The organism is Gluconobacter oxydans DSM 3504, from assembly GCF_000583855.1.
Lineage (GTDB): Bacteria > Pseudomonadota > Alphaproteobacteria > Acetobacterales > Acetobacteraceae > Gluconobacter > Gluconobacter oxydans.
Genome location: NZ_CP004373.1, coordinates 334,597 through 353,595 on the forward strand (window position 1 = coordinate 334,597; position 18,999 = coordinate 353,595).

The 18,999-nt window shown below is 63.1% G+C and carries 17 protein-coding genes; 9 read left to right on the top strand and 8 right to left on the bottom strand.

The features are described 5' to 3' along the window. Positions 1 to 1,473 (bottom strand): leucyl aminopeptidase, encoded by a 1,473-nt coding sequence (locus GLS_RS01585; RefSeq protein ID WP_041110751.1) that lies wholly within the window; start codon positions 1,471 to 1,473, stop codon positions 1 to 3. A 103-nt stretch (positions 1,474 to 1,576) separates the two neighbouring features. Between GLS_RS01585 and GLS_RS01590 the strand changes: the two genes are divergently transcribed. The 9 genes from GLS_RS01590 to rsmA are packed head-to-tail and all read left to right on the top strand — an operon-like array spanning position 1,577 to position 11,486. Beyond that, the gene (locus tag GLS_RS01590; protein ID WP_052327415.1) at positions 1,577 to 2,206 is read left to right on the top strand and encodes a hypothetical protein; all 630 of its coding nucleotides are present in this window, start codon (positions 1,577 to 1,579) and stop codon (positions 2,204 to 2,206) included. A 50-nt stretch (positions 2,207 to 2,256) separates the two neighbouring features. Then, complete coding sequence (locus tag GLS_RS01595; RefSeq protein ID WP_041110755.1) at positions 2,257 to 3,054, top strand: 3'(2'),5'-bisphosphate nucleotidase CysQ family protein; 798 nt, start codon at positions 2,257 to 2,259, stop codon at positions 3,052 to 3,054. Further along, positions 3,051 to 4,064 (top strand): L-threonylcarbamoyladenylate synthase, encoded by a 1,014-nt coding sequence (locus tag GLS_RS01600; protein ID WP_041110757.1) that lies wholly within the window; start codon positions 3,051 to 3,053, stop codon positions 4,062 to 4,064. The genes GLS_RS01595 and GLS_RS01600 overlap by 4 nt, the downstream gene beginning before the upstream one ends. A 2-nt stretch (positions 4,065 to 4,066) precedes the next feature. Next, the gene (locus GLS_RS01605) at positions 4,067 to 4,549 is read left to right on the top strand and encodes a hypothetical protein (protein WP_011251883.1); all 483 of its coding nucleotides are present in this window, start codon (positions 4,067 to 4,069) and stop codon (positions 4,547 to 4,549) included. A gap of 57 nt (positions 4,550 to 4,606) precedes the next feature. Then, the gene (lptF, locus tag GLS_RS01610) at positions 4,607 to 5,779 is read left to right on the top strand and encodes an LPS export ABC transporter permease LptF (protein WP_041110759.1); all 1,173 of its coding nucleotides are present in this window, start codon (positions 4,607 to 4,609) and stop codon (positions 5,777 to 5,779) included. After that, positions 5,776 to 6,966, top strand: a complete 1,191-nt coding sequence (gene lptG, locus GLS_RS01615; RefSeq protein WP_011251885.1) for an LPS export ABC transporter permease LptG — start codon at positions 5,776 to 5,778, stop codon at positions 6,964 to 6,966. The genes lptF and lptG overlap by 4 nt, the downstream gene beginning before the upstream one ends. Next, positions 6,966 to 9,290 carry an LPS-assembly protein LptD gene (locus GLS_RS01620; RefSeq protein WP_041110761.1) on the top strand — a complete coding sequence of 775 codons (2,325 nt, stop codon included), beginning with the start codon at positions 6,966 to 6,968 and terminating at the stop codon, positions 9,288 to 9,290. Before lptG ends, GLS_RS01620 begins: the two co-directional genes overlap by 1 nt. A gap of 2 nt (positions 9,291 to 9,292) precedes the next feature. Further along, complete coding sequence (locus GLS_RS01625; RefSeq protein WP_041110763.1) at positions 9,293 to 10,666, top strand: peptidylprolyl isomerase; 1,374 nt, start codon at positions 9,293 to 9,295, stop codon at positions 10,664 to 10,666. Between the two features lies 1 nt (position 10,667). Then, positions 10,668 to 11,486: a 16S rRNA (adenine(1518)-N(6)/adenine(1519)-N(6))-dimethyltransferase RsmA gene (rsmA, locus tag GLS_RS01630; protein ID WP_024717225.1), complete on the top strand. Its 819-nt coding sequence runs from the start codon at positions 10,668 to 10,670 to the stop codon at positions 11,484 to 11,486. A gap of 6 nt (positions 11,487 to 11,492) precedes the next feature. Here the strand turns inward: rsmA and GLS_RS01635 are convergent, their stop codons facing one another. From GLS_RS01635 to dnaG, 7 genes are all read right to left on the bottom strand, one after another. Beyond that, complete coding sequence (locus tag GLS_RS01635) at positions 11,493 to 12,713, bottom strand: SAM-dependent methyltransferase (protein ID WP_041110765.1); 1,221 nt, start codon at positions 12,711 to 12,713, stop codon at positions 11,493 to 11,495. 138 nt (positions 12,714 to 12,851) lie between these two features. Continuing rightward, positions 12,852 to 13,442 (bottom strand): 50S ribosomal protein L9, encoded by a 591-nt coding sequence (rplI, locus tag GLS_RS01640; protein WP_011251890.1) that lies wholly within the window; start codon positions 13,440 to 13,442, stop codon positions 12,852 to 12,854. Positions 13,443 to 13,452: 10 nt separating this feature from the next. Beyond that, positions 13,453 to 13,743 carry a 30S ribosomal protein S18 gene (rpsR, locus tag GLS_RS01645; protein WP_041110768.1) on the bottom strand — a complete coding sequence of 97 codons (291 nt, stop codon included), beginning with the start codon at positions 13,741 to 13,743 and terminating at the stop codon, positions 13,453 to 13,455. A gap of 5 nt (positions 13,744 to 13,748) precedes the next feature. Then, on the bottom strand, positions 13,749 to 14,231 hold the full coding sequence (rpsF, locus tag GLS_RS01650; protein ID WP_041110770.1) for a 30S ribosomal protein S6: 483 nt from the start codon (positions 14,229 to 14,231) through the stop codon (positions 13,749 to 13,751). A 159-nt stretch (positions 14,232 to 14,390) separates the two neighbouring features. After that, positions 14,391 to 14,966 (bottom strand): GNAT family N-acetyltransferase, encoded by a 576-nt coding sequence (locus GLS_RS01655; RefSeq protein ID WP_041110771.1) that lies wholly within the window; start codon positions 14,964 to 14,966, stop codon positions 14,391 to 14,393. A gap of 23 nt (positions 14,967 to 14,989) precedes the next feature. Next, complete coding sequence (gene rpoD, locus GLS_RS01660) at positions 14,990 to 16,948, bottom strand: RNA polymerase sigma factor RpoD (RefSeq protein ID WP_041110772.1); 1,959 nt, start codon at positions 16,946 to 16,948, stop codon at positions 14,990 to 14,992. Between the two features lie 165 nt (positions 16,949 to 17,113). Beyond that, positions 17,114 to 18,961, bottom strand: coding sequence for a DNA primase (gene dnaG / locus GLS_RS01665; RefSeq protein ID WP_041110774.1), 1,848 nt, complete (start codon positions 18,959 to 18,961; stop codon positions 17,114 to 17,116). Positions 18,962 to 18,999: the final 38 nt, after the last annotated feature.

Below are 18,999 nucleotides of genomic sequence, written 5' to 3' on the forward strand. Positions count from 1 at the left end.
TCAGGCGCTGGCTTCGTGCGCCTTCACGAAGCAGTCCAGCAGACGCACACCAAAGCCCGTCGCACCCTTCGGCGCGATAGCGGACGCCTTGGTCTTCCAGGCTGTTCCCGCGATATCCAGATGCGCCCAGTCCGTGTCGCCCACGAAGCGCTTGAGGAACTCCGCCGCCAGGATCGCACTGCCCGGACGACCGCCGATGTTCTTCATGTCGGCGATATCGGAGTCGAGTTCGCGGTTATAGGCCTCGCCCATCGGCATCCGCCACAGCCCTTCGCCAACCTGCGCACCGGCCTCGGCCAGCCCCTTGGCCAGCGTATCGCTGTTGCTGAACAGACCGGCATTCTCGTAGCCAAGGCTGACCACGATCGCGCCCGTCAGCGTCGCCAGATTGACCATCAGCTTCGGGCTGAAGCGCTTGCGCGTATAGGACAGCACATCTGCCAGAACGAGGCGGCCTTCCGCGTCGGTGTTCAGCACCTCGATCGTCTGACCGTCATAGGCCCGCACGATATCGCCCGGACGCTGGGCCCCCCCAGACACCATGTTCTCGACAAGACCAACCACACCGATCGCATTGACCGGCGCCTTCCGACGGGCCAGCGCACTCATCAGGCCGATCACGGTCGCCGCACCGCCCATATCGGTCTTCATCTCGTCCATGCCAGCCGCAGGCTTGATGGAAATGCCGCCGCTATCGAAGGTCACGCCCTTGCCGATGAACGCCAGAGGAGCCTCGCTGCCACCACCATTATGACGAACGATCACCGTCCGCGGCTTGTGCACACTGCCCTGGGCCACGCCCAGAAGCGCGCCAAAGCCCAGCTCTGTCATGGCACTTTCGTCGAGCACTTCAACCGTCAGGCCAAGCTCACGCAGTTCTTCGATACGCTGCGTAAAGGTCTGAGGATAAAGCACATTCGGCGGCTCGCTCACCAGGTTCCGCGTCAAGATCACACCCTGCGAGACCGCATCCAGAGCCGCCCACCGCGTCTGCGCTGCCGCAACATCGGAAACCGCAACATGCAGCGTTTTCAGAACCGGACGGGTGTCGGATTTTTTCGTGCGGTACACATCGAAATCATAGGACGCCAGACGCGCGCCCAGAGCCGCCTCCGGAGCAAACTGCTCCAGCCCTTCGGAAAACGCCAGAACCGCGCTCTCAACACCATCCACCAGACGAACCGCCCGACCGGCCGCGTTCTCGATGGCCACGGCATCTACAGCAGCCCCACCCTTGGGTTTCACGCCGGCAAGCACGACCTGCGACAGCCCTTCGGCCGGTGCCGGAAGCACCACGCTCTGCCCGGCCTCACCCTTGAAGCCCTTCAGCGCAACGGCGCGCGAAACGGCCCCGGCGGAAGCCTTGTCCAGCGCGGCAAATGTCTCGCCGGACGCCGCATCGCACAGCAGGACAACAGCCCTGGGCGCATCCGCAGAAAAGGCTGGAAAGGAATCGAAAATCACTGAAAGCATGATGGTCCTGCCGTCTGGAACATGAAGTCGTTGCCTCCGTTATCGGGAACACCGACCGCCCCGGCAAGTCCTCCCCTCATCCGGCATGAAGAAAGACCGCCCGATGCGCCGTTCTCTTCTGACGCTTCTGCTCTGCTCCGGCCTCACCTGCACTGCCCCGCACGCACAGACCACCTCACGGCTCACCGACATCAAGCCTATCCCGCTCGGCAACAGCCCCGTCACGTTTCATCCATCGGGCTTCCCGGACGTGACCATCACCCCTCTGTGGCGTGAAAACGGAAACGCATGGAGCCATCATCTTTATGCCGTCACCACCCGCGACCCAGAGCAGCCCGGCCGCACAAACCTCGTCGATACGGAAAACCCGGACCATGCCGGCCAGCTTCTCGATATGCTGCAGGACAGTCCCCACACCGGCGAAGACGCGGTCCAGACCATCCATTTCGCCTCCGGCCGCGTAAACGGCGCCCCGGCTCTTCTGCTGTTCGTAACAACCCGCGACACCGGCACCAACCCAGTCCCGCAGCCCAACCCCGCACATATCCGCGTGTACCAGCTGACCCAAGGGGACGGAGAACCGGGCAGCACACCGTTCTATTTCGCGCTTCGCACCACGCTCGCATCTCCGGTCACGACCTGCCACGCGGACATCGCCCTGAGCGCTGCGACAAAGATCCCGTTTGCCCGGTGGAACGCAGATCAGGCGCCTGTCCCGACCTGCCCGCAATAACGGGCGCATCAGCACATGACGCAAAAGCCATCTTGGAGTAGTCTGGGCGAATGACTTCTGCCTCCCCCATCACCGTCCCTGCGGACGATGACCGCGCCCTTCTGGCCCTGGCGTTCCGGCTCGCGTCCGAAGCCTCGGACATCATCAACGCCATCCGCGAACGCGGCTTCCGGACGGACATCAAGGACGATGCCTCCCCCGTCACGGAAGCGGACCACGCCTCCGAACAGCACATCCTGTCGGGCCTGCGCGCGGCCTGCCCGTCCATTCCCGCCATCGGCGAGGAAGAAATGTCGGCCGGGATCCGGGTGAACGCGGAAGACGCCTACTGGCTGGTCGATCCCCTCGACGGGACACGTGGCTTTGCCTCGGGCGGAAAAGACTTCACCGTCAATATCGGCCTGGTCCGCCATGACCGTCCGGTTCTGGGCGTGGTTGCCCTGCCAGGTTACGGCCTGATCTACAGCGGCGGACAGGGCCTCGGCGCCCACCGCTCGGACGGCACAAACAGCACACCGATCCATACCGCCACGCCTCCTGCAGAAGGCCTGCGCGTTCTGGCCTCGAGCCATCACGGCAACCCCGAACTTCTGGAACGCTGGCTCGCCGGCCGACAGGTCGCCTCTGTCGAGAAGCTGTCATCCTCGGTCAAATTCATGCGGGTGGCCGAAGGTGCTGCGGATTTCTATCCCCGTTTCGGACCTACGATGGAATGGGACACGGCCGCCCCCCAGGCCATTCTGGAAGCCGCAGGTGGCGCCCTGCTCGACGAGACCGGCGCGCCCCTGCGCTATGGCAAGCCGGACCGGCTAAACGGCTCATTCTACTGCACCGGAGGCGCATCTTGAGCGACACGCTTCACACCGAGCGTCTGACAGCCACCCCCGAAGGCATCCGCCGCGCCGCCGAACTCCTCAAGGCCGGAAAGCTGGTCGCATTCGGAACCGAGACCGTCTACGGCCTTGGCGCAATCGCCTCGTCCGATACGGCTGTTGCAAAGATCTTCGCCGCCAAGGGGCGCCCGCGCTTCAACCCGCTCATCAGCCATCTCCCCGATGCCGAAAGCGCCTTCGCGCAGGCATCGCTGAGCGGCAGGATGGAAGAAATCGCCCATGCGCTGGCCGAGCGTTTCTGGCCCGGCCCGCTGACAATGGTGCTGCCCCGCTCCCCGAATTCAACCGTCTCCGACCTCGCGGCGGCCGGCCTCTCCACGCTGGCGCTGCGTGTTCCGCGCGGCAAGACGGCCCTGGCCCTGCTCCGCGAAGTCGGTGCTCCCGTCGCCGCGCCGTCTGCGAATGTCTCAGGCACGGTCAGCCCGTCAGATGCGTTCCACGTCCTGCGCTCACTGGATGGACGGATCGACGCGGTTCTGGATTCCGGCCCCTGCTCGATCGGCGTGGAAAGCACCGTGCTCGACCTGACCCGGGAGGTGCCCGTTCTCCTGCGCCCCGGCGGTGTAACGCTTGAAGACCTCACCGAACTGTGCGGCCCCATCCGCCATCCGGACGATTTTTCCGAAATCGCCCCGGCCTCGCCCGGTCGGCTGGCCTCGCATTATGCCCCGAGCCTGCCTGTCAGGCTGGACGCGACCTCCATCGCGCCCGACGAAGCCCAGCTTGCCTTCGGCACGCCCCTGCCCGGCGCCGGACTGACATGGAACCTGAGCGAAAGCGGCAATCTTGAAGAAGCCGCGGCCCGTCTCTTCGCCGGACTGCGCTTTCTGGATGCGGAAGGCACCCGTCGCGGCCTGAAGACCATCGCCGCACAGCCGATCCCCCGCCACGGGCTCGGCCTCGCCATCCGGGACCGTCTTCGCCGCGCCGCCGAACCGCGCACCCATGCCGCGACCCTGACCTGAGCATGGCCCGCGCCCCGGACCCCAGGGAAATCAAGATCCTGTCGGACATTCTGGCGCTGGTGCTGGATGAACAGCCGGGGCATGCAGCGACCGCTCTGGAACGGATCCGCCAAATGGCCCGGCGCGACGGCGTCACGGGTGGCGCGCTGAAAAACCTCTTCACCACCCGCATCGGAACCATATCCGGCAAAGACGAGACCGAGCGCGAAAAACGTCTCCGGGAGCAGATCTCCGGACTGGAGCGCCGCCTCGGCCAGAGCGAGTCCGACACCCGCACGGCACAGACGCGCCTGGGACGTTGCCAGACGGATCTGGGGCTGATCCAGCTGGAACTGGCAACCCTGCGCATGCAGAGACCCTGGCGCTACATCGCCATCGTCTTCGCCGCCGGTGCGGGTCTTCTGGTCGGCATTGCCGGAACACAATTCTATCACAGCCTGTCCGTCACAAGGGCGCCCATCGACCGGGCCTCCTATCTGCGATAGAAACTGTTTCGTTTTTTCGCCTTCCTCCCGCCACGCGCTAGGGATAGATGAAGGGCCATGGCCTCATCCTCCGGAACCTCCGGGCGGCAGATCCTGCCTCTGCTCGACCGCTACATTCTCCGCCAGCTTCTCATCGCCCTGCTGGCGCTGACGGGAGGGGCGACGGCACTGATCTGGCTGACCCAGTCGCTGCACTTCGTCTCGATGGTGGTCCAGCACGGCCTTTCACTGCGGGTTTTCATCCAGCTCACCTCGCTGATGCTGCCATCCTTCATCGCCGTGATTTTGCCGATCACGACGTTTCTTGTGGTACTTTTCACCTATCAGCGGATGGTCGGCGACCGGGAACTCACGGTCATGCGCGCAGCCGGCCGCTCCCCGCTGGAACTTGCGAGGCCAGGGCTGCTCTGCGCGTTTTTCTCGGTGATCCTGTGCTACGTCCTGACCCTGTGGCTCGCGCCCGTTTCGTACCATGCGTTCCATCGCTACGAGTTCCAGATCCGCAACCGCATGGCGGCCTTCCTGCTTCAGGACGGCGTGTTCACCAGCCTGTCCAATGACATGACGGTCTATGTGCGCGGCCGCACCAGTGACGGCCAGTTGCACGGCGTGCTGGTCGAAGACGACCGCGACCCCGATTCCCACACCACCATCCTGGCGGAACGCGGCACCATGGTCGTGGTCAACGACCAGCCGCGCGTCGTGCTGTATGATGGTTCCCGCGAGGAAATCGACCGCCATACCGGACGGCTGAATGTCCTGACATTCGGACGCAACACGATCGATCTCACCTCGTCGCGCCAGCACAACCACGAAGACCGGGACCCGGACGAAATGTCCCTGCGCGAGCTGTTCCATCCCGATCCCCACGAAGTCTCAGAGCGCGACCGCGGCAAGAACATCGTGGTGGGATGGCGCCGGCTCACCTCACCGCTGACGGCCCTGTCCTTTGCAATGATCGGTCTGGTCACCGTGCTCCGGGGGGCCTTCTCCCGTCACGGCAATATCACACGCCCCCTGATCGCCATCCTTACGGTCGTCGGACTGCTGGCCATCTCGCTCATGCTCCAGAACCTCGCCGGGCGGCACCTCGCCCTGGTGCCTCTCATCTGGCTTGAGGCCATTCTCCCGGCCGTCGTCTGCGCCGCCATGCTGTTCCTTGAACAATGGACCGGAACCGTGCGCCAGACCGCCCCGGCCTCCGTGCCCTCCGCAGGGGCCGCCCGATGAGAGCCATCCCGTCCCCCCGCCTGGGCCCCTGGCTGACATCCCTGTTCCAGGCGATCAGCACCCGCGACGAACATGCCGGGTTCTCCACGACCCTGGCGATCTACATCGCGCGGCAGTTCATGCTCAGCACCCTGTCCATGGTGCTGGCCCTGACCGGACTTGTCTCCCTGTTCGACTTCATCGACCTGCTGCGCCGCGCGGCAACACGGCCCAACGTCCCGGCCAGCCTCATCGTCAAGATCGCGGCCCTGCATGTTCCCTATTACATCATCTACGTCCTGCCCTTCGGCATCCTGCTGGGCGGGATCGTATGCTTCTCCCGCCTGACACGCTCCTCCGAACTCATCGTGGCGCGTGCTGCCGGCATTTCCGCCTGGCAGTTCCTCGCCAGCCCGCTGGCCTGCGCCCTGCTGACCGGCCTGCTGACGACAACCGGCATCTCGGCCCTGTCCTCGACCATGTTCCGCAGCGCCGAAATGCTCGACCAGACCTATCTGCGCACCGGCGGCGGTCCCCTGACGCTCAATGGAGGTGCGCTCTGGCTCAGACAGTCCGATGACGGTCTGGTTCCGCACGGCGTTGCGATCCTGCATGCCCAGGACGTTCATCTCATTGACGGCGCGCTGAAGGTTTCGGGCGTCTCGATCTTCCGCCTCGATGACCGGGACCGCCTGATCGTCCGCGTCGAAGCCCCCCAGGGCGCGCTGGGCGATCACCAGTGGATCCTGCACGGAACCTCGGTGCTCCACCCCGACCACCTGCCGCAGCAGATTGGGGACATGACCCTGCCATCCGATCTGACGGTCGGCCGCGTGCAGGAAAGTTTCGCATCGCCGGATACGCTGTCCGTCTTCGCTCTTCCGGGCTTCATCAGCCTTCTAGAGCGCTCGGGATTCCCCTCGATCCGGCACAGACTTCATTTCCAGTCGCTACTGGCCCTTCCCATTCTGGCCGGGACCATGGCATTGGTATCCGCAGGCTTCTCGATGCGCCCCACACGGCGCGGCGGCGTAGCCCGGATGCTGGGATCGGGAATCGCCGCAGGCTTTGCGCTGTTCACCATCTCGAAAGTGGCCGAACAGTTTGGTGAATCCGGCGCCCTGCCGCCGGTTCTTGCCGCATGGGCGCCGACAGGTGCGGGGCTCTGCCTCGCGGTGGCCCTTTTGCTGCACATGGAGGATGGTTGATGACGGTGCCCCTGTGGCTCCCAACACGCGCCCGCAGACGCGCTTCGTTCGTCGGTGCCACGCTGATGGCTGGAACCGCGCTCGTGGCGCCGCAGAAGATGTCTGCCAACACGATGCAGCGCGACAATTCCCACGTCATCGTCATCGGAAAGCCAACATCCCAGACCGATCCCCTGACCTATCTTGCGGATAGCGAAAGCTATGCCAAGAACGGCCTGATCACATGGGAAGGGAATGTCCGCGTCTGGCAGGGCGATCACGCCATGCGCGCCGACCGCGTGACCTATGACCGCAGCACCGGCATCCTGTCGGCCAAGGGCCATGTCGCCGTCGTGGAACCCGATGGCAGCACGACCTATGCCGATTACGTTGAGTTCAGCCATGGCATGCATGACGGCATCGGCAGCGGCATCTACATCCGCATGGAAGACAACGCCAAGCTTGCCGGCAACGGCATGCGCCGCACGAACGGGATGCTCAACGACCTGACGCACGCCGTCTATACGGCCTGCAAGATCTGCGAGAAAAATCCCGACCTGCCCCCCTTCTGGCAGTTCCAGGCTTTTGATGCGACGCAGGACGTGCAGCACAAGCGCCTCGAATTCGATCATGCCTGGCTGAAAATGCTCGGCCTGCCGGTTTTCTATTTCCCGTTCTTCTCCATGACCGATCCGTCCGTCAAACGGCAGAGCGGCTTCCTGATGCCCGGCATCAGCCCGCATGACCGCTATCTCGGCACCTATTTCACCCTCCCCTATTTCTGGGCCATTGACGAGCAGCAGGACCTGACGGTCCGCGGCCTCGTCTCCACCAAGACCGGCCCCGAACTGACGGCGCAGTACCGCAACCGCATGAACTTCGGCTCCGTCGATGTCACGGGCGGCGTGGCCTACGACACCCATAACGAAAGCGAGTACACCAACACCTTCGGTAACAATGTGGGCTCATCCAGCGAATATGGCGTGCAGGGCTATGTGTTCGGTCGCGCCAATTTCGCCCTGGACCGCAACTGGCAGCTTGGCGCCAACATCAACGTCGCCAGTTCCGCCAACTACATGCGTGACTACCGCGTCCCCGGCTACGGTCAGGAAATGCTGAATTCCAACCTGTTCCTCGAAGGATACGGCATTGGCTCCTATATGCGTCTCGACGGACAGGCCTATCAGGGCCTGAACCAGGGCACCATCCGCAACTCGGACCTGCCCTGGGCGCTTCCGCGGCTGACCTATGCCTTCCAGGGACAGCCCGACATGTTCGGCGGCCGTCTCAGCGTCCAGACGACAGACTTCAACCTGTACCGCAAGAACGGCATCAACGATCAGCGCGGCGAAGCGGCCATCCAGTGGGACCGCCCGTTCCACAACAAGCTTGGCCAGCAGTTCCTGCTGACGGCCCGGCTTGATTCCATGGTCTATCACGCCACCCAGGCCTACCAGCAGCCGACCTACTACACGAACGCCGGCGGCAACCATCTCGTCGGGCAGGTCCAGCCGACCATCGCCCTGAAGATGAACTGGCCGTTCCTGCGCAGCTTCGCCAAGGGACACGGCTCGCAGATCCTGGAGCCGATCGCCCAGATCATTGCTGCCCCCAACACCGGCAACTCGCAGAACCGCAACATCCCCAACGAAGACAGCCTGTCCTACGAGTTCACCGACACCACGCTGTTTTCCCTCAACCGCTATCTCGGCACCGATCGTCTCGACGGCGGCCTCCGCGCGAATGTGGGTATCCATCAGAACTGGTCCTGGAACGGCCACGCCATCGACATGCTCGTCGGCGAAAGCTTCCAGGAACATATCGACCACAACCGCCTGCCCTATTCCGGCCTCGACCATCACCTGTCGGACCCGGTGGGCCGCCTGCGCGTCAGCCCGAACCAGTATGTGGATGTCACGGCGCGCGGCCGTTTCAACCCGTGGACCCATCAGTTCGATTACGGCGAAGGCCTCATCAGCACCGGCGTCCCCATGTTCCGCCTGACCGGTGGCTACATCTATGCGCCCGTGACACCGTATTATTACTATGCGACGAACTTCCGCGAATCCGGCCCGAACGCGCCGTATCTGGTCAAGACCAGCGAAGTGACAGGCGGATTTTCAGCCCACTGGCGCAATTACCATGCGTCCGGCTTCTTCCGTCGCAGCCTGTCCAGGAAACAGTTCGTCGCAAACGGTGGCACGATCGGCTATTCCAATGACTGTTTCGGGCTGGATATCATGTATATCAAGCAATACACCCGTATCGGCGGCGAACAGCGTAACGAGACCGTCCTGTTCAACTTCACGTTCAAGACGATCGGCACCTTCGGAATCAACGGTTGAGCATGTCCAAGACCCACTGCATCGCCTCTACGGCCCTGGCTGCCCTTCTCGCCTTCTCGGCAGCCCTCCCCGCCACGGCCGCCCCGCATCACAAGGCGGACCCGAAAGCGGCTTCGAAAACTGCGGCGACCAAGCAGGACGCTCCTCCGGCCAAGCCGCCCGAGGACCAGATCCTGGCTGTCATCAACGGACAGGTCCTCACGCAGCGTGACGTGGACAACCGCGCAAAGCTCTTCGTGCTCTCGACCGGCCTGCCCATCAGCCCGGAAATCATGAACCGCATGCGTGGCCAGATCATCCACCAGCTGATCGACGAGCGCCTGAAAACGCAGGAAATCCTGAAGCTCCACATCAACGTGGAGCCGGACCAGATCGCCGGCGCCATCTCGAATATCGAACAGCGCAACGGCATGCCCAAGAACGCCCTGCGGGACCGTCTGGCCTCGGATGGCGTGTCACTGACGACGCTGATCGACCAGATCCGCGTGCAGATCGGCTGGATGCAGGTCCTGCGTGAAAAGCTGGGCGAAGAAGGCCGGATCACCGCCACCCAGATCAGCCAGCGCGAGCAGGCCCTTCAGGCCGAGCAGGGTCGCCCCCAGTATTTCATGAGCGAGATCTTCGTCCCCGTGGCCGACCCGCGTCATGACGAAAACGAACTCGCCTTCACCAAGACGATCATTTCCCAGCTCCGCGAAGGCGCGCCCTTCCCGATCGTGGCCGCCCAGTTCTCGCAGGCCCAGTCGGCCCTCGATGGCGGCTCCATGGGCTGGGTGCAGGAAGACAACCTCGATCCGCAGGTCGTCAACATCGTCCGCCAGATGCCGATCGGCGCCATTTCCAACCCGATCCAGGTTGCAGGTGGCTTCGTGATCGCCACCGTTCAGTCAAAGCGCGTGGTCGGCAAGCAGATGGGCACCCTGCTCGACCTGCGACAGGCCTTCTTCCCGTTCGATGCGCCCCTGAACCCGCAGAACCCGACCGAACAGCAGCGTGCCGCCCTGCAGAAGGCCACGACGGCCGTGCAGACGGTCCATAGCTGTGACGCCATGGAAGCGCTCAACAAATCCCTTGGGGAAAAGCGTCCCAGCAATCCGGGCTCGCAGATCCTCGAGCGCTTGATGCCCCAGATGAAGGCCGTTCTCGAAGCCCTCCCTCCCAACAAGGTCAGCCGTCCGCTGGTCTCGATGGACGGTATTGCCCTGCTCATGGTCTGCAACCGCCAGCAGAAAAACCTGGCCCAGCAGAGCCCGAGCGAAATCGCCGATCAGCTTATGAACGAGCGTGTCGAGCAGGCCTCCCGCCAGCTTCAGCGCGACCTTCAGCGCCGCGCGATCATCGAAATGCGTCCCGCCGCCAAGACGGCCTTCAACTGACGTGTCCCTTCCCTCACTGCGTGACACCATCCAGGCCCATGGTCTGGATGCGAAAAAATCCCTCGGCCAGCACTTCCTTCTCGATCCGGGCATCTGCGCCCGGATCGCAGCCCTTGGCGGCGATCTGACAGGACGCAGCGTCGTCGAAATCGGCCCTGGCCCTGGCGGCCTGACCCGCGCCCTGCTGGACACCCCTGCCAGCCGCGTCGATGTCGTGGAAATCGACGAACGTGCCTGGCCCCTGCTGGACGAACTGGCCACTTACTACCCGGACCGCCTGCACGTCGTCCGTCAGGACGCCCTGAAACTGGACGCGGCCACTCTGGCTCCTGCCCCACGCCAGATCATTGCGAACCTGCCCTATAACGTCGCCACCCCCCTGCTCGTGGGCTGGTTGCGTCAGGCATCGCAGTGGGAACGCCTGTCGCTGATGTTCCAGCTGGAAGTCGCGGAACGTATCTGCGCGGCTCCGGGAAGCTCGGCTTACGGACGCCTCGCGGTGCTCTCGCAATGGTGCGCCTCATGCTCGGTTGCCCTGCGCATCCCGCCGGCCGCGTTCTCACCGCCACCCAAGGTCCATTCCGCAGTGGCCGTCATCATCCCCCATGCCGAACAGCCTTCTCCGCAGCTGTTCCGCGCCATGGAGCAGGTCACCGCAGCCGCCTTCGGCCAACGCCGCAAGATGCTGCGCTCCTCGCTGAAATCCATCGGCGGCGAGCGTCTGCTGGAACAGGCTGAAATCGAGCCGACCCGCCGGGCCGAAACACTGTCGGTCGCCGAATTCGCGCGGCTGGCGGAATTGAATCTCGCCAGCCGCTGAGGCCCCTTACGACGTCGCGCTTTCCCGTTCACGCTCGAACATGTAGTCGCGCGTGAACGGCACAGCGTCGATCGACCGCGTCAGCTGAAGCTGGAAGTTCATGTGCCCCTGCACGCGGAACGCCAGCTCGGCCCCCACGAGATAGAACTCAAACATCCGGACAAACCGCTCATCATAAAGCGCCCGGATCTTGTCGCGATTGGCGTCGAAACGCTTGCGCCATTCCGCCAGCGTGCGCGCGTAATGAAGACGCAGCACTTCGCAGTCCGTCATCCACAGCCCCGACCTCTCAATCGCCGTCAGCGTCTCGCTCAGCGCAGGGGAGTATCCACCCGGGAAAATATATTTCTGGATCCAGGGATTGGTCGTCCCCGGCCCGTCCATACGCCCGATGGAATGGATCAGCGCTACGCCATCAGGCTTGAGGCAGGCTTTCAGCTGCTTGAAAAATGCCTCGAACTGTGGCGGCCCGACATGCTCGAACATGCCCACAGAGACGATCCGGTCGAACTGCTGATGCAGGTTGCGGTAGTCGATCAGCTCGAAGCGCACCTGGCCTTCAAGCCCCTCCTCCTTCGCCCGCTTCCGAGCCACCTCAAGCTGCTCGCGTGACAGCGTGATACCAAGGACCTTCGCCCCATAATCCTTCGCCAGCGTCAGGGCCATGCCACCCCATCCACAGCCGATATCGAGTACCTCAAGCCCCGGACGATCCAGATTGAGCTTGGACGCAATATGCCGCTTCTTGGCGATCTGCGCTTCTTCCAGCGTCATGTCCTCGCGTGCGAAATAAGCGCAGGAATACTGCCGGTCCTTGTCCAGGAACAGATCGTACAGCGTGCCGTTCAGATCATAGTGATGGGCAACATTGCTGCGGGATTTCTTGAGGGAATTGAGTGTCTTCCACGCCCGCGTCACATAGCGCAGACGATCCTCGATCTCTTCGAAGACATGCCCATGCCCGTTGATGTTCTCCATCAGAACCGTCAGCAGCGTCTCGAGCGTACAGCCGTCGGGCACGATGCTGCCCGCCATGTATTCCTCGCCGAACGCCAGACCGGAATTGATGATCAGGGCCCGCTCTGCCTGTTTGTTGAGCAGATGAAGTCCGGCTTCCAGTCCCGGCTTGCGGCCACGATAGGTGCGCACAGTCCCATCACTGAACGTGACCCTCAGGCTTCCTGTCTGGATGAACTTCCTCAAGACAAAATCCAGAATCCGTTTCATTCCGATCTCCTGTTTCCAATACCGGGAAAAAGCCCGAACAGGTCTGGAGTTGTACTCCTCCGGAAGAACAGACACAAAAAAACCCGGCCGGGGATAATCCCGGCCGGGTTTTTCAGGACAAGGTCCTCGGTAAAAGCCTCAGGCTTCTTCCGATGCCTCGGCAGCTTCGGCAGCAGCCTCTTCGGCGGCGTTCTCAGCCTGCAGTTCGCCAAGGATGTTCTCATCCTCGTCCTGCACGCCGATGGCTTCGCCACGAGCCTGACGCTCTGCTTCTTCAGCGGAACGGGCAACGTTGACCGTCAGCGGGATGGACACTTCCGGATGCAGCACGATGCGTGCTTCCGTCAGGCCAAGCTGCTTGATCGGGTGTGCCAGGACAACCTGCTGACGCGAAATCGTCAGACCGGCTTCCGTAGCGGCAGCCGCGATGTCGCGGGTGCTGACGGAGCCGTACAGGCTTCCGCTGTCACCAGCCTGACGGATGATGACGACGGACAGTTCGTGCATGCGCTCGGCAAGACGCTCGGCCTCTTCACGCTTCTTGAGGTTCTGGGCCTCAAGCTGTGCGCGCTCGGTCTCGAAACGCTTCTTGTTGGCAGCCGTGGCGCGCATGGCCTTGGCCTGGGGCAGCAGGAAGTTACGGGCATAACCCGGCTTCACGTGCACCAGGTCGCCCATCTGGCCGAGATGCTCGACCCGCTGCAGCAGGATCAGTGCGGTCTGGGACATGATGCTCTCCTCAGTTCACGACGTAGGGGAGCAGGGCGAGGAAACGGGCGCGCTTGATCGCCTGTGCCAGCTCACGCTGCTTCTTGGCCGAAACGGCCGTGATGCGGCTCGGCACGATCTTGCCGCGCTCCGAAAGGAAGCGGCTCAGCAGACGCACGTCCTTGTAGTCGATCTTCGGCGCGTTGGGGCCGGAGAACGGGCAGGACTTGCGACGACGGTAGAACGGACGACGTGCGCCAACTGCCGTACGACGGGCAGCCGGGTTCACTTCGTTGACGTCGGGAGTGATGGTCTCGGACATGTTTCTTACTCCGCTCCGGCCGTCTCACGAGCATCGTCCTGCTCGCCACGTGCACGATATTCCTCACGGTCTTCGCTGCTGCGACGGGGACCGCCACGGCCGCTCTCGAAACGACCGGCCGGCTTGGAGCCGCCACGGAAGTTGCCGCGATCGCCACGGTCGTCGCTCTTGCGAGCCAGAACCGGAGACGGGTTCTCGTCAATCTCGTCAACGCGCAGCGTCAGAACGCGCAGCACGTCTTCGTTCAGGCCCAGCTGACGCTCCAGCTCGCGCAGCGTGTCAGGGGTGCAGTCAAGGCCCAGCAGGACGTAATGGCCCTTGCGGTTCTTCTTGATGCGGTATGCGAGCGAACGCAGGCCCCAGAACTCGCGCTTCTGGATGGAGCCGCCGTTGTCCTTGAGCAGGGTTTCGATGGTCTCGACCAGGGTTTCCACCTGAGCCTGCGACACATCATTACGTGCGATGAGCACGCTTTCATACAATGGCATGAATACTCCCTTCGGATGAGGTCAACCCGCGACTGGCTCCGGCCCATGCCGGAAACAGGGCCCATGTTTCAGGGCACGGGTATAGCCGGTGCGATGCCACATCGCCCGGCAGGGAAAGGCGGCATTAATCACACCATGCGCCTCAAGGCAAGTCCTGCCTCAGAGTCGCTTCAGCCTTTGCGGCACATATTCGTCGGGAACATCCCAGCTTTCCGGCACGACATAGCGGAGTTCAAATCCCGCCCGGCGGTAATTCGGCAACGCATGGGGATGATCGAGCGTGCAGGTATTGACCCGCAGGCGCCAGCTTCCGGCCCCGAAGGCCCGGGCCACCGCATGATCCAGAAGCGCACGCCCCAGACCGCGCCCCATCCCCTGCGACAGAAGGCCAAAATAGGCCAGATTGGCATCCCCGCCCTGCCTCAGATCCAGTTCGTAGAACCCGAGCGGCTCACCGGAGCCGTCACGCAGGACCATGAAATGAACGGCAGGATCATGAAGAATGCCCGCCAGTTCCGCATCCGGCATCGACCGGCGCATCCACCAGCAGTAGTCCTGCCCCACCCCCGCATACAGGAGGCGATAAAGCGGCACAGCCTCATCCCCCGTCACACGGGACAGGGAATATCCTTCCGGCAGAACGGGAAACGGACGGGGAGAGCGTGTCTCCAGAAAGATGACATCCACCGCAAGACGGGTGGATGCCCCTTTCGGCTTAAGCCAGTCCGGCAGCATCGCCCCGGTTCCGCGCCCGACGATCAGTTGTCGTCGAGGAAGGAACGCAGCTTGCGCGAGCGGCTCGGGTGCTTGAGCTTGCGCAGCGCCTTCGCCTCGATCTGACGGATACGCTCACGCGTGACGTTGAACTGCTGGCCCACTTCCTCAAGGGTGTGGTCCGTGTTCATGCCAATGCCAAAGCGCATCCGCAGCACGCGCTCTTCACGCGGCGTCAGAGACGCCAGAACGCGCGTCGTGGCTTCACGCAGGTTCGTCTGGATCGCGGCATCCAGCGGAATGACGGCCGTCTTGTCCTCGATGAAGTCACCGAGATGGCTGTCTTCCTCGTCACCGATCGGCGTTTCGAGCGAGATCGGCTCCTTGGCGATCTTCAGGACCTTGCGGACCTTCTCCAGCGGCATGCCGAGCTTCTCAGCCAGCTCTTCCGGAGCCGGCTCACGCCCGATCTCATGCAGCATCTGGCGCGACGTCCGGACGAGCTTGTTGATCGTCTCGATCATGTGGACCGGAATACGGATCGTCTTGGCCTGATCCGCGATGGAGCGCGTGATCGCCTGACGGATCCACCAGGTCGCATAGGTCGAGAACTTGTAACCGCGACGATACTCGAACTTGTCCACGGCCTTCATCAGACCGATATTGCCTTCCTGAATCAGATCCAGGAACTGCAGGCCACGGTTCGTGTATTTCTTGGCGATCGAAATCACCAGACGCAGGTTCGCCTCGATCATTTCCTTCTTGGCACGCGTGGAATCACGCTCGCCACGGGAAATGGTGGCATAGACCCGGCGGAACTCACCTACCGGCAGACCCGTCTCATGCGACAGGGCCGCAATCTCGCCACGCAGGTTGCGCAACTGGTCCATGTGCTTGGTCGTCAGGTTCTTCCAGCCCTTGCCCGGCAGCGCGGAAATGCTGTCCAGCCAGGTCGGGTCAAGTTCGCGGCTGCGATACTTGATGAGGAAGTCGTCACGCGAGATCTTGCAGCTCTCGGCCAGACGCATCATCCGGCCTTCGACATTGTTCAGCTTCTGAACCTGCATCTTGATCTGCGCAACCAGCTCTTCGATCCGGTTGTTGTGCAGATGCACCTGCTCGACAAGGCTGACCAGTTCATGGCGCAGCTTCTCGTAGGTCTGTTCGGACTTGTCCGAATGGTCCTCACCACCCGTCAGGGCCTCGATGCGCTTGATCTGGAGCTTGCGCAGCTTGTGATACAGCGGCTCGATGGCTTCGAAGCGTGCCAGGATTTCCGGCTTCAGCTTCTCTTCCAGAGCGGACAGGGACAGACCGCTGCCTTCCTGCTGGTCGCCTTCACCTTCTTCGTTCTCGTCCTCGGCAGAGTCATCTTCTTCGGACGCCTCGTCACCTTCCTCGCCTTCGACTGCCTCGGGGTCCGGACCACCGCCCTGACTGGCCTCGAGATCCACGATGTCACGCAGGAGCATCTCGCCGTCCTTGAGGCGCTCATGCCAGGAGATGATGGCGCGAATCGTCAGCGGGCTCTCGCACAGACCGCCGATCATCTCGTCGCGGCCAGCCTCGATCCGCTTGGCGATCGCAATCTCGCCCTCGCGCGACAGCAGCTCGACCGAGCCCATCTCGCGCAGATACATGCGGACCGGATCATCCGTACGGCTGGCAGCCTCGGCATCGACGTTACCGCCCTGCGGGCCCTCGGCTTCCTCGCCGTCGCCCTCGGCTTCCTTTTCCGCAGGAGCCTCGGCTTCGTCCTGGTCCTCGTTCTCGATGACCTGGATGCCCATTTCGGACAGCGCCGCCATCACGTCCTCGATCTGCTCCGAAGACATCTGGTCCTGCGGCAGGACAGCGTTCAGCTCGTCAAAGGTGATGTGTCCGCGTTCACGCCCTTTGGCGATCAGCCGCTTGACGGCAGCGGACTGCGTATCGAGGAGAGTGGTATCCCCCTCCTGTTCCTGCGCGTTCCGATCCGTTCCAGAGGCTGTTTTCGTCGCCATTCGTCTCTCCGTCAACTCCGCCGCGAGTTAGCAATCCGGCAGCGTGCAGGTGGTCGATCCTGCGCCCGAAGTCAAGATTGGCACCCCAAAGAATGCAACCTTTCGGGAATAAAATTCGTTCCGGAAGCATTTCTTCCGCTGTGGCGGAGCAATCTCCGCCACCCCTTACTCTCCGACCCTCTCTCCGCTTTTCAGGGCATCGCGAACCCGCAGACGGGTCATGAGTGCATTGGGAAAGCGAAGCCCGCTCTGCCCGTTCTCATCCACGAAAGGCTCCATGTCCCCTTCAATTACGGCCCGGGTCACGTCCTCTTCCAAGGTCCGCTCGAAGGTCTGGAAATTGACCAGGGCATAAAAATGCCACCAGCTTTCAATGACATCCACTTTCAGGATCTCATCCTTGACCTTCCCGTCGCCCACACTGCGCGGCAACGGGCCGCCTTTCACCCTTCCCGCCAGATCCGCCAGCCCATGCTCCTCGAGCCAGGCCATGCAGCTCTCTTCCGTCAGGCCATCCCGCTCCTCTTCCTGACAGGACCAGTCCAGCAGGGCCGAGCGCAGACGATCCAGTTCAGACGGCAGATGCAGACCACTATACGCCTGTTCCACCTCCGGAAGGATATCGGGATGGTGAAGCAGCATCGCCGTCATGATGTTAAGCCGCTCCAGATTTCCCGACTCCACATCGCGCATTGCCCCGGGCGCCTGCGTGGAGAGCGGCAGACTCTCGCCCCCCTTGCGCTGGAAGGTTTTCTTCCGCCGGAAGCGCGCAAAGAACATGTCCAGCAGCGTACTGCGATATTCCGATGCCAGAGCCTTGTCCGGAATAAGCCGCGACAGCGCCACCAGCTTTTCGCGCAAAGCCGCCCGCTGGTCCGGCCCCGGATCCACCAGCCCCGCCGTCAGCAGCCCGAACAGTTCTTCCGCCATCGACGTCGCGCCGGACAGTGCCTCCTGCATAGCCCGCGGCCCCCGGCTGCGGATCAGGCTGTCCGGATCATCTTTCGGATCCAGCCGGCAGAACCGGATCGTCCGCTCGGGCGACAGAAGCGGCAGCGAAACCTCACAGACCCGCAGGGCCGCCCGCGCACCTGCTGCGTCACCATCGAGACACAGGATCGGTGACGGTGACATGCGCCACAGCAGTTCAAGCTGCTCCTCGCCCATCGCCGTGCCCAGAGGCGCCACAGCTCCGCCGAACCCCGCCTGATCCATGGCGATGACGTCCATGTACCCTTCGACCACCACGAGATCCGCCCCGCGATGCACGGCCTCCCGCGCCAGGTCGAGATTGAACAGCGTCCGCCGCTTGGAGAACAGGGCCGTCTCCGGGCCATTGAGATATTTGGGCTGCCCGTCCCCGAGCGTCCGGGCGCCGAAGGACATCATGCGCCCCCGCCGGTCCCGGATCGGGAACGTCACGCGATTGAAGAACAGCTCCCCCTTCGGAGCGCCCTGCTCATCCACGCGCATGACCCCGGCGCGGATCAGCATCTCGACCGTCACGCCATGCGGCCGCAATTCGTCCAGCAGTTGCCGCCCATCGCCGGACCAGCCCAGACCGAACCGCTCGATCGTCTCTTCCGTCAGCCCCCGTCCCCGCAGATAGGCCAGCCCCTCGCGTCCCTCCGGACGGTAAAGTCGGCGGCGATAGCTCTCCTGCACGAGATTAAGCACGTCACCGAGCGACTGTGCTTCCCGGGCACGGGCTTCCGTCCGCGGGTCGGCTTTCGGAACCTCGAGTCCCGCCTCAGAGGCAAGCTGTTCGACGGCTTCAGGGAAGCTGCGCCCCTCGCTCTGCATCACATAGCTGATGGCATCGCCATGGACGCCGCAGCCGAAGCAGTGGAAATGGTCGTCATAAATGTAGAAGGATGGCGTTTTCTCGCCATGGAACGGACAGCAGGTTTTCCAGTTCCGACCGGACCTCACCAGCTTGTTACGCCGCCCGATCAGCGACGGTAACGGCGTCCGGTTCCGCAGTTCGTCGAGAAAAGCAGCATCAATTGCCATGGGCAGGAAGAGCCTTTCATGCGGGTTGGGAAACTGGT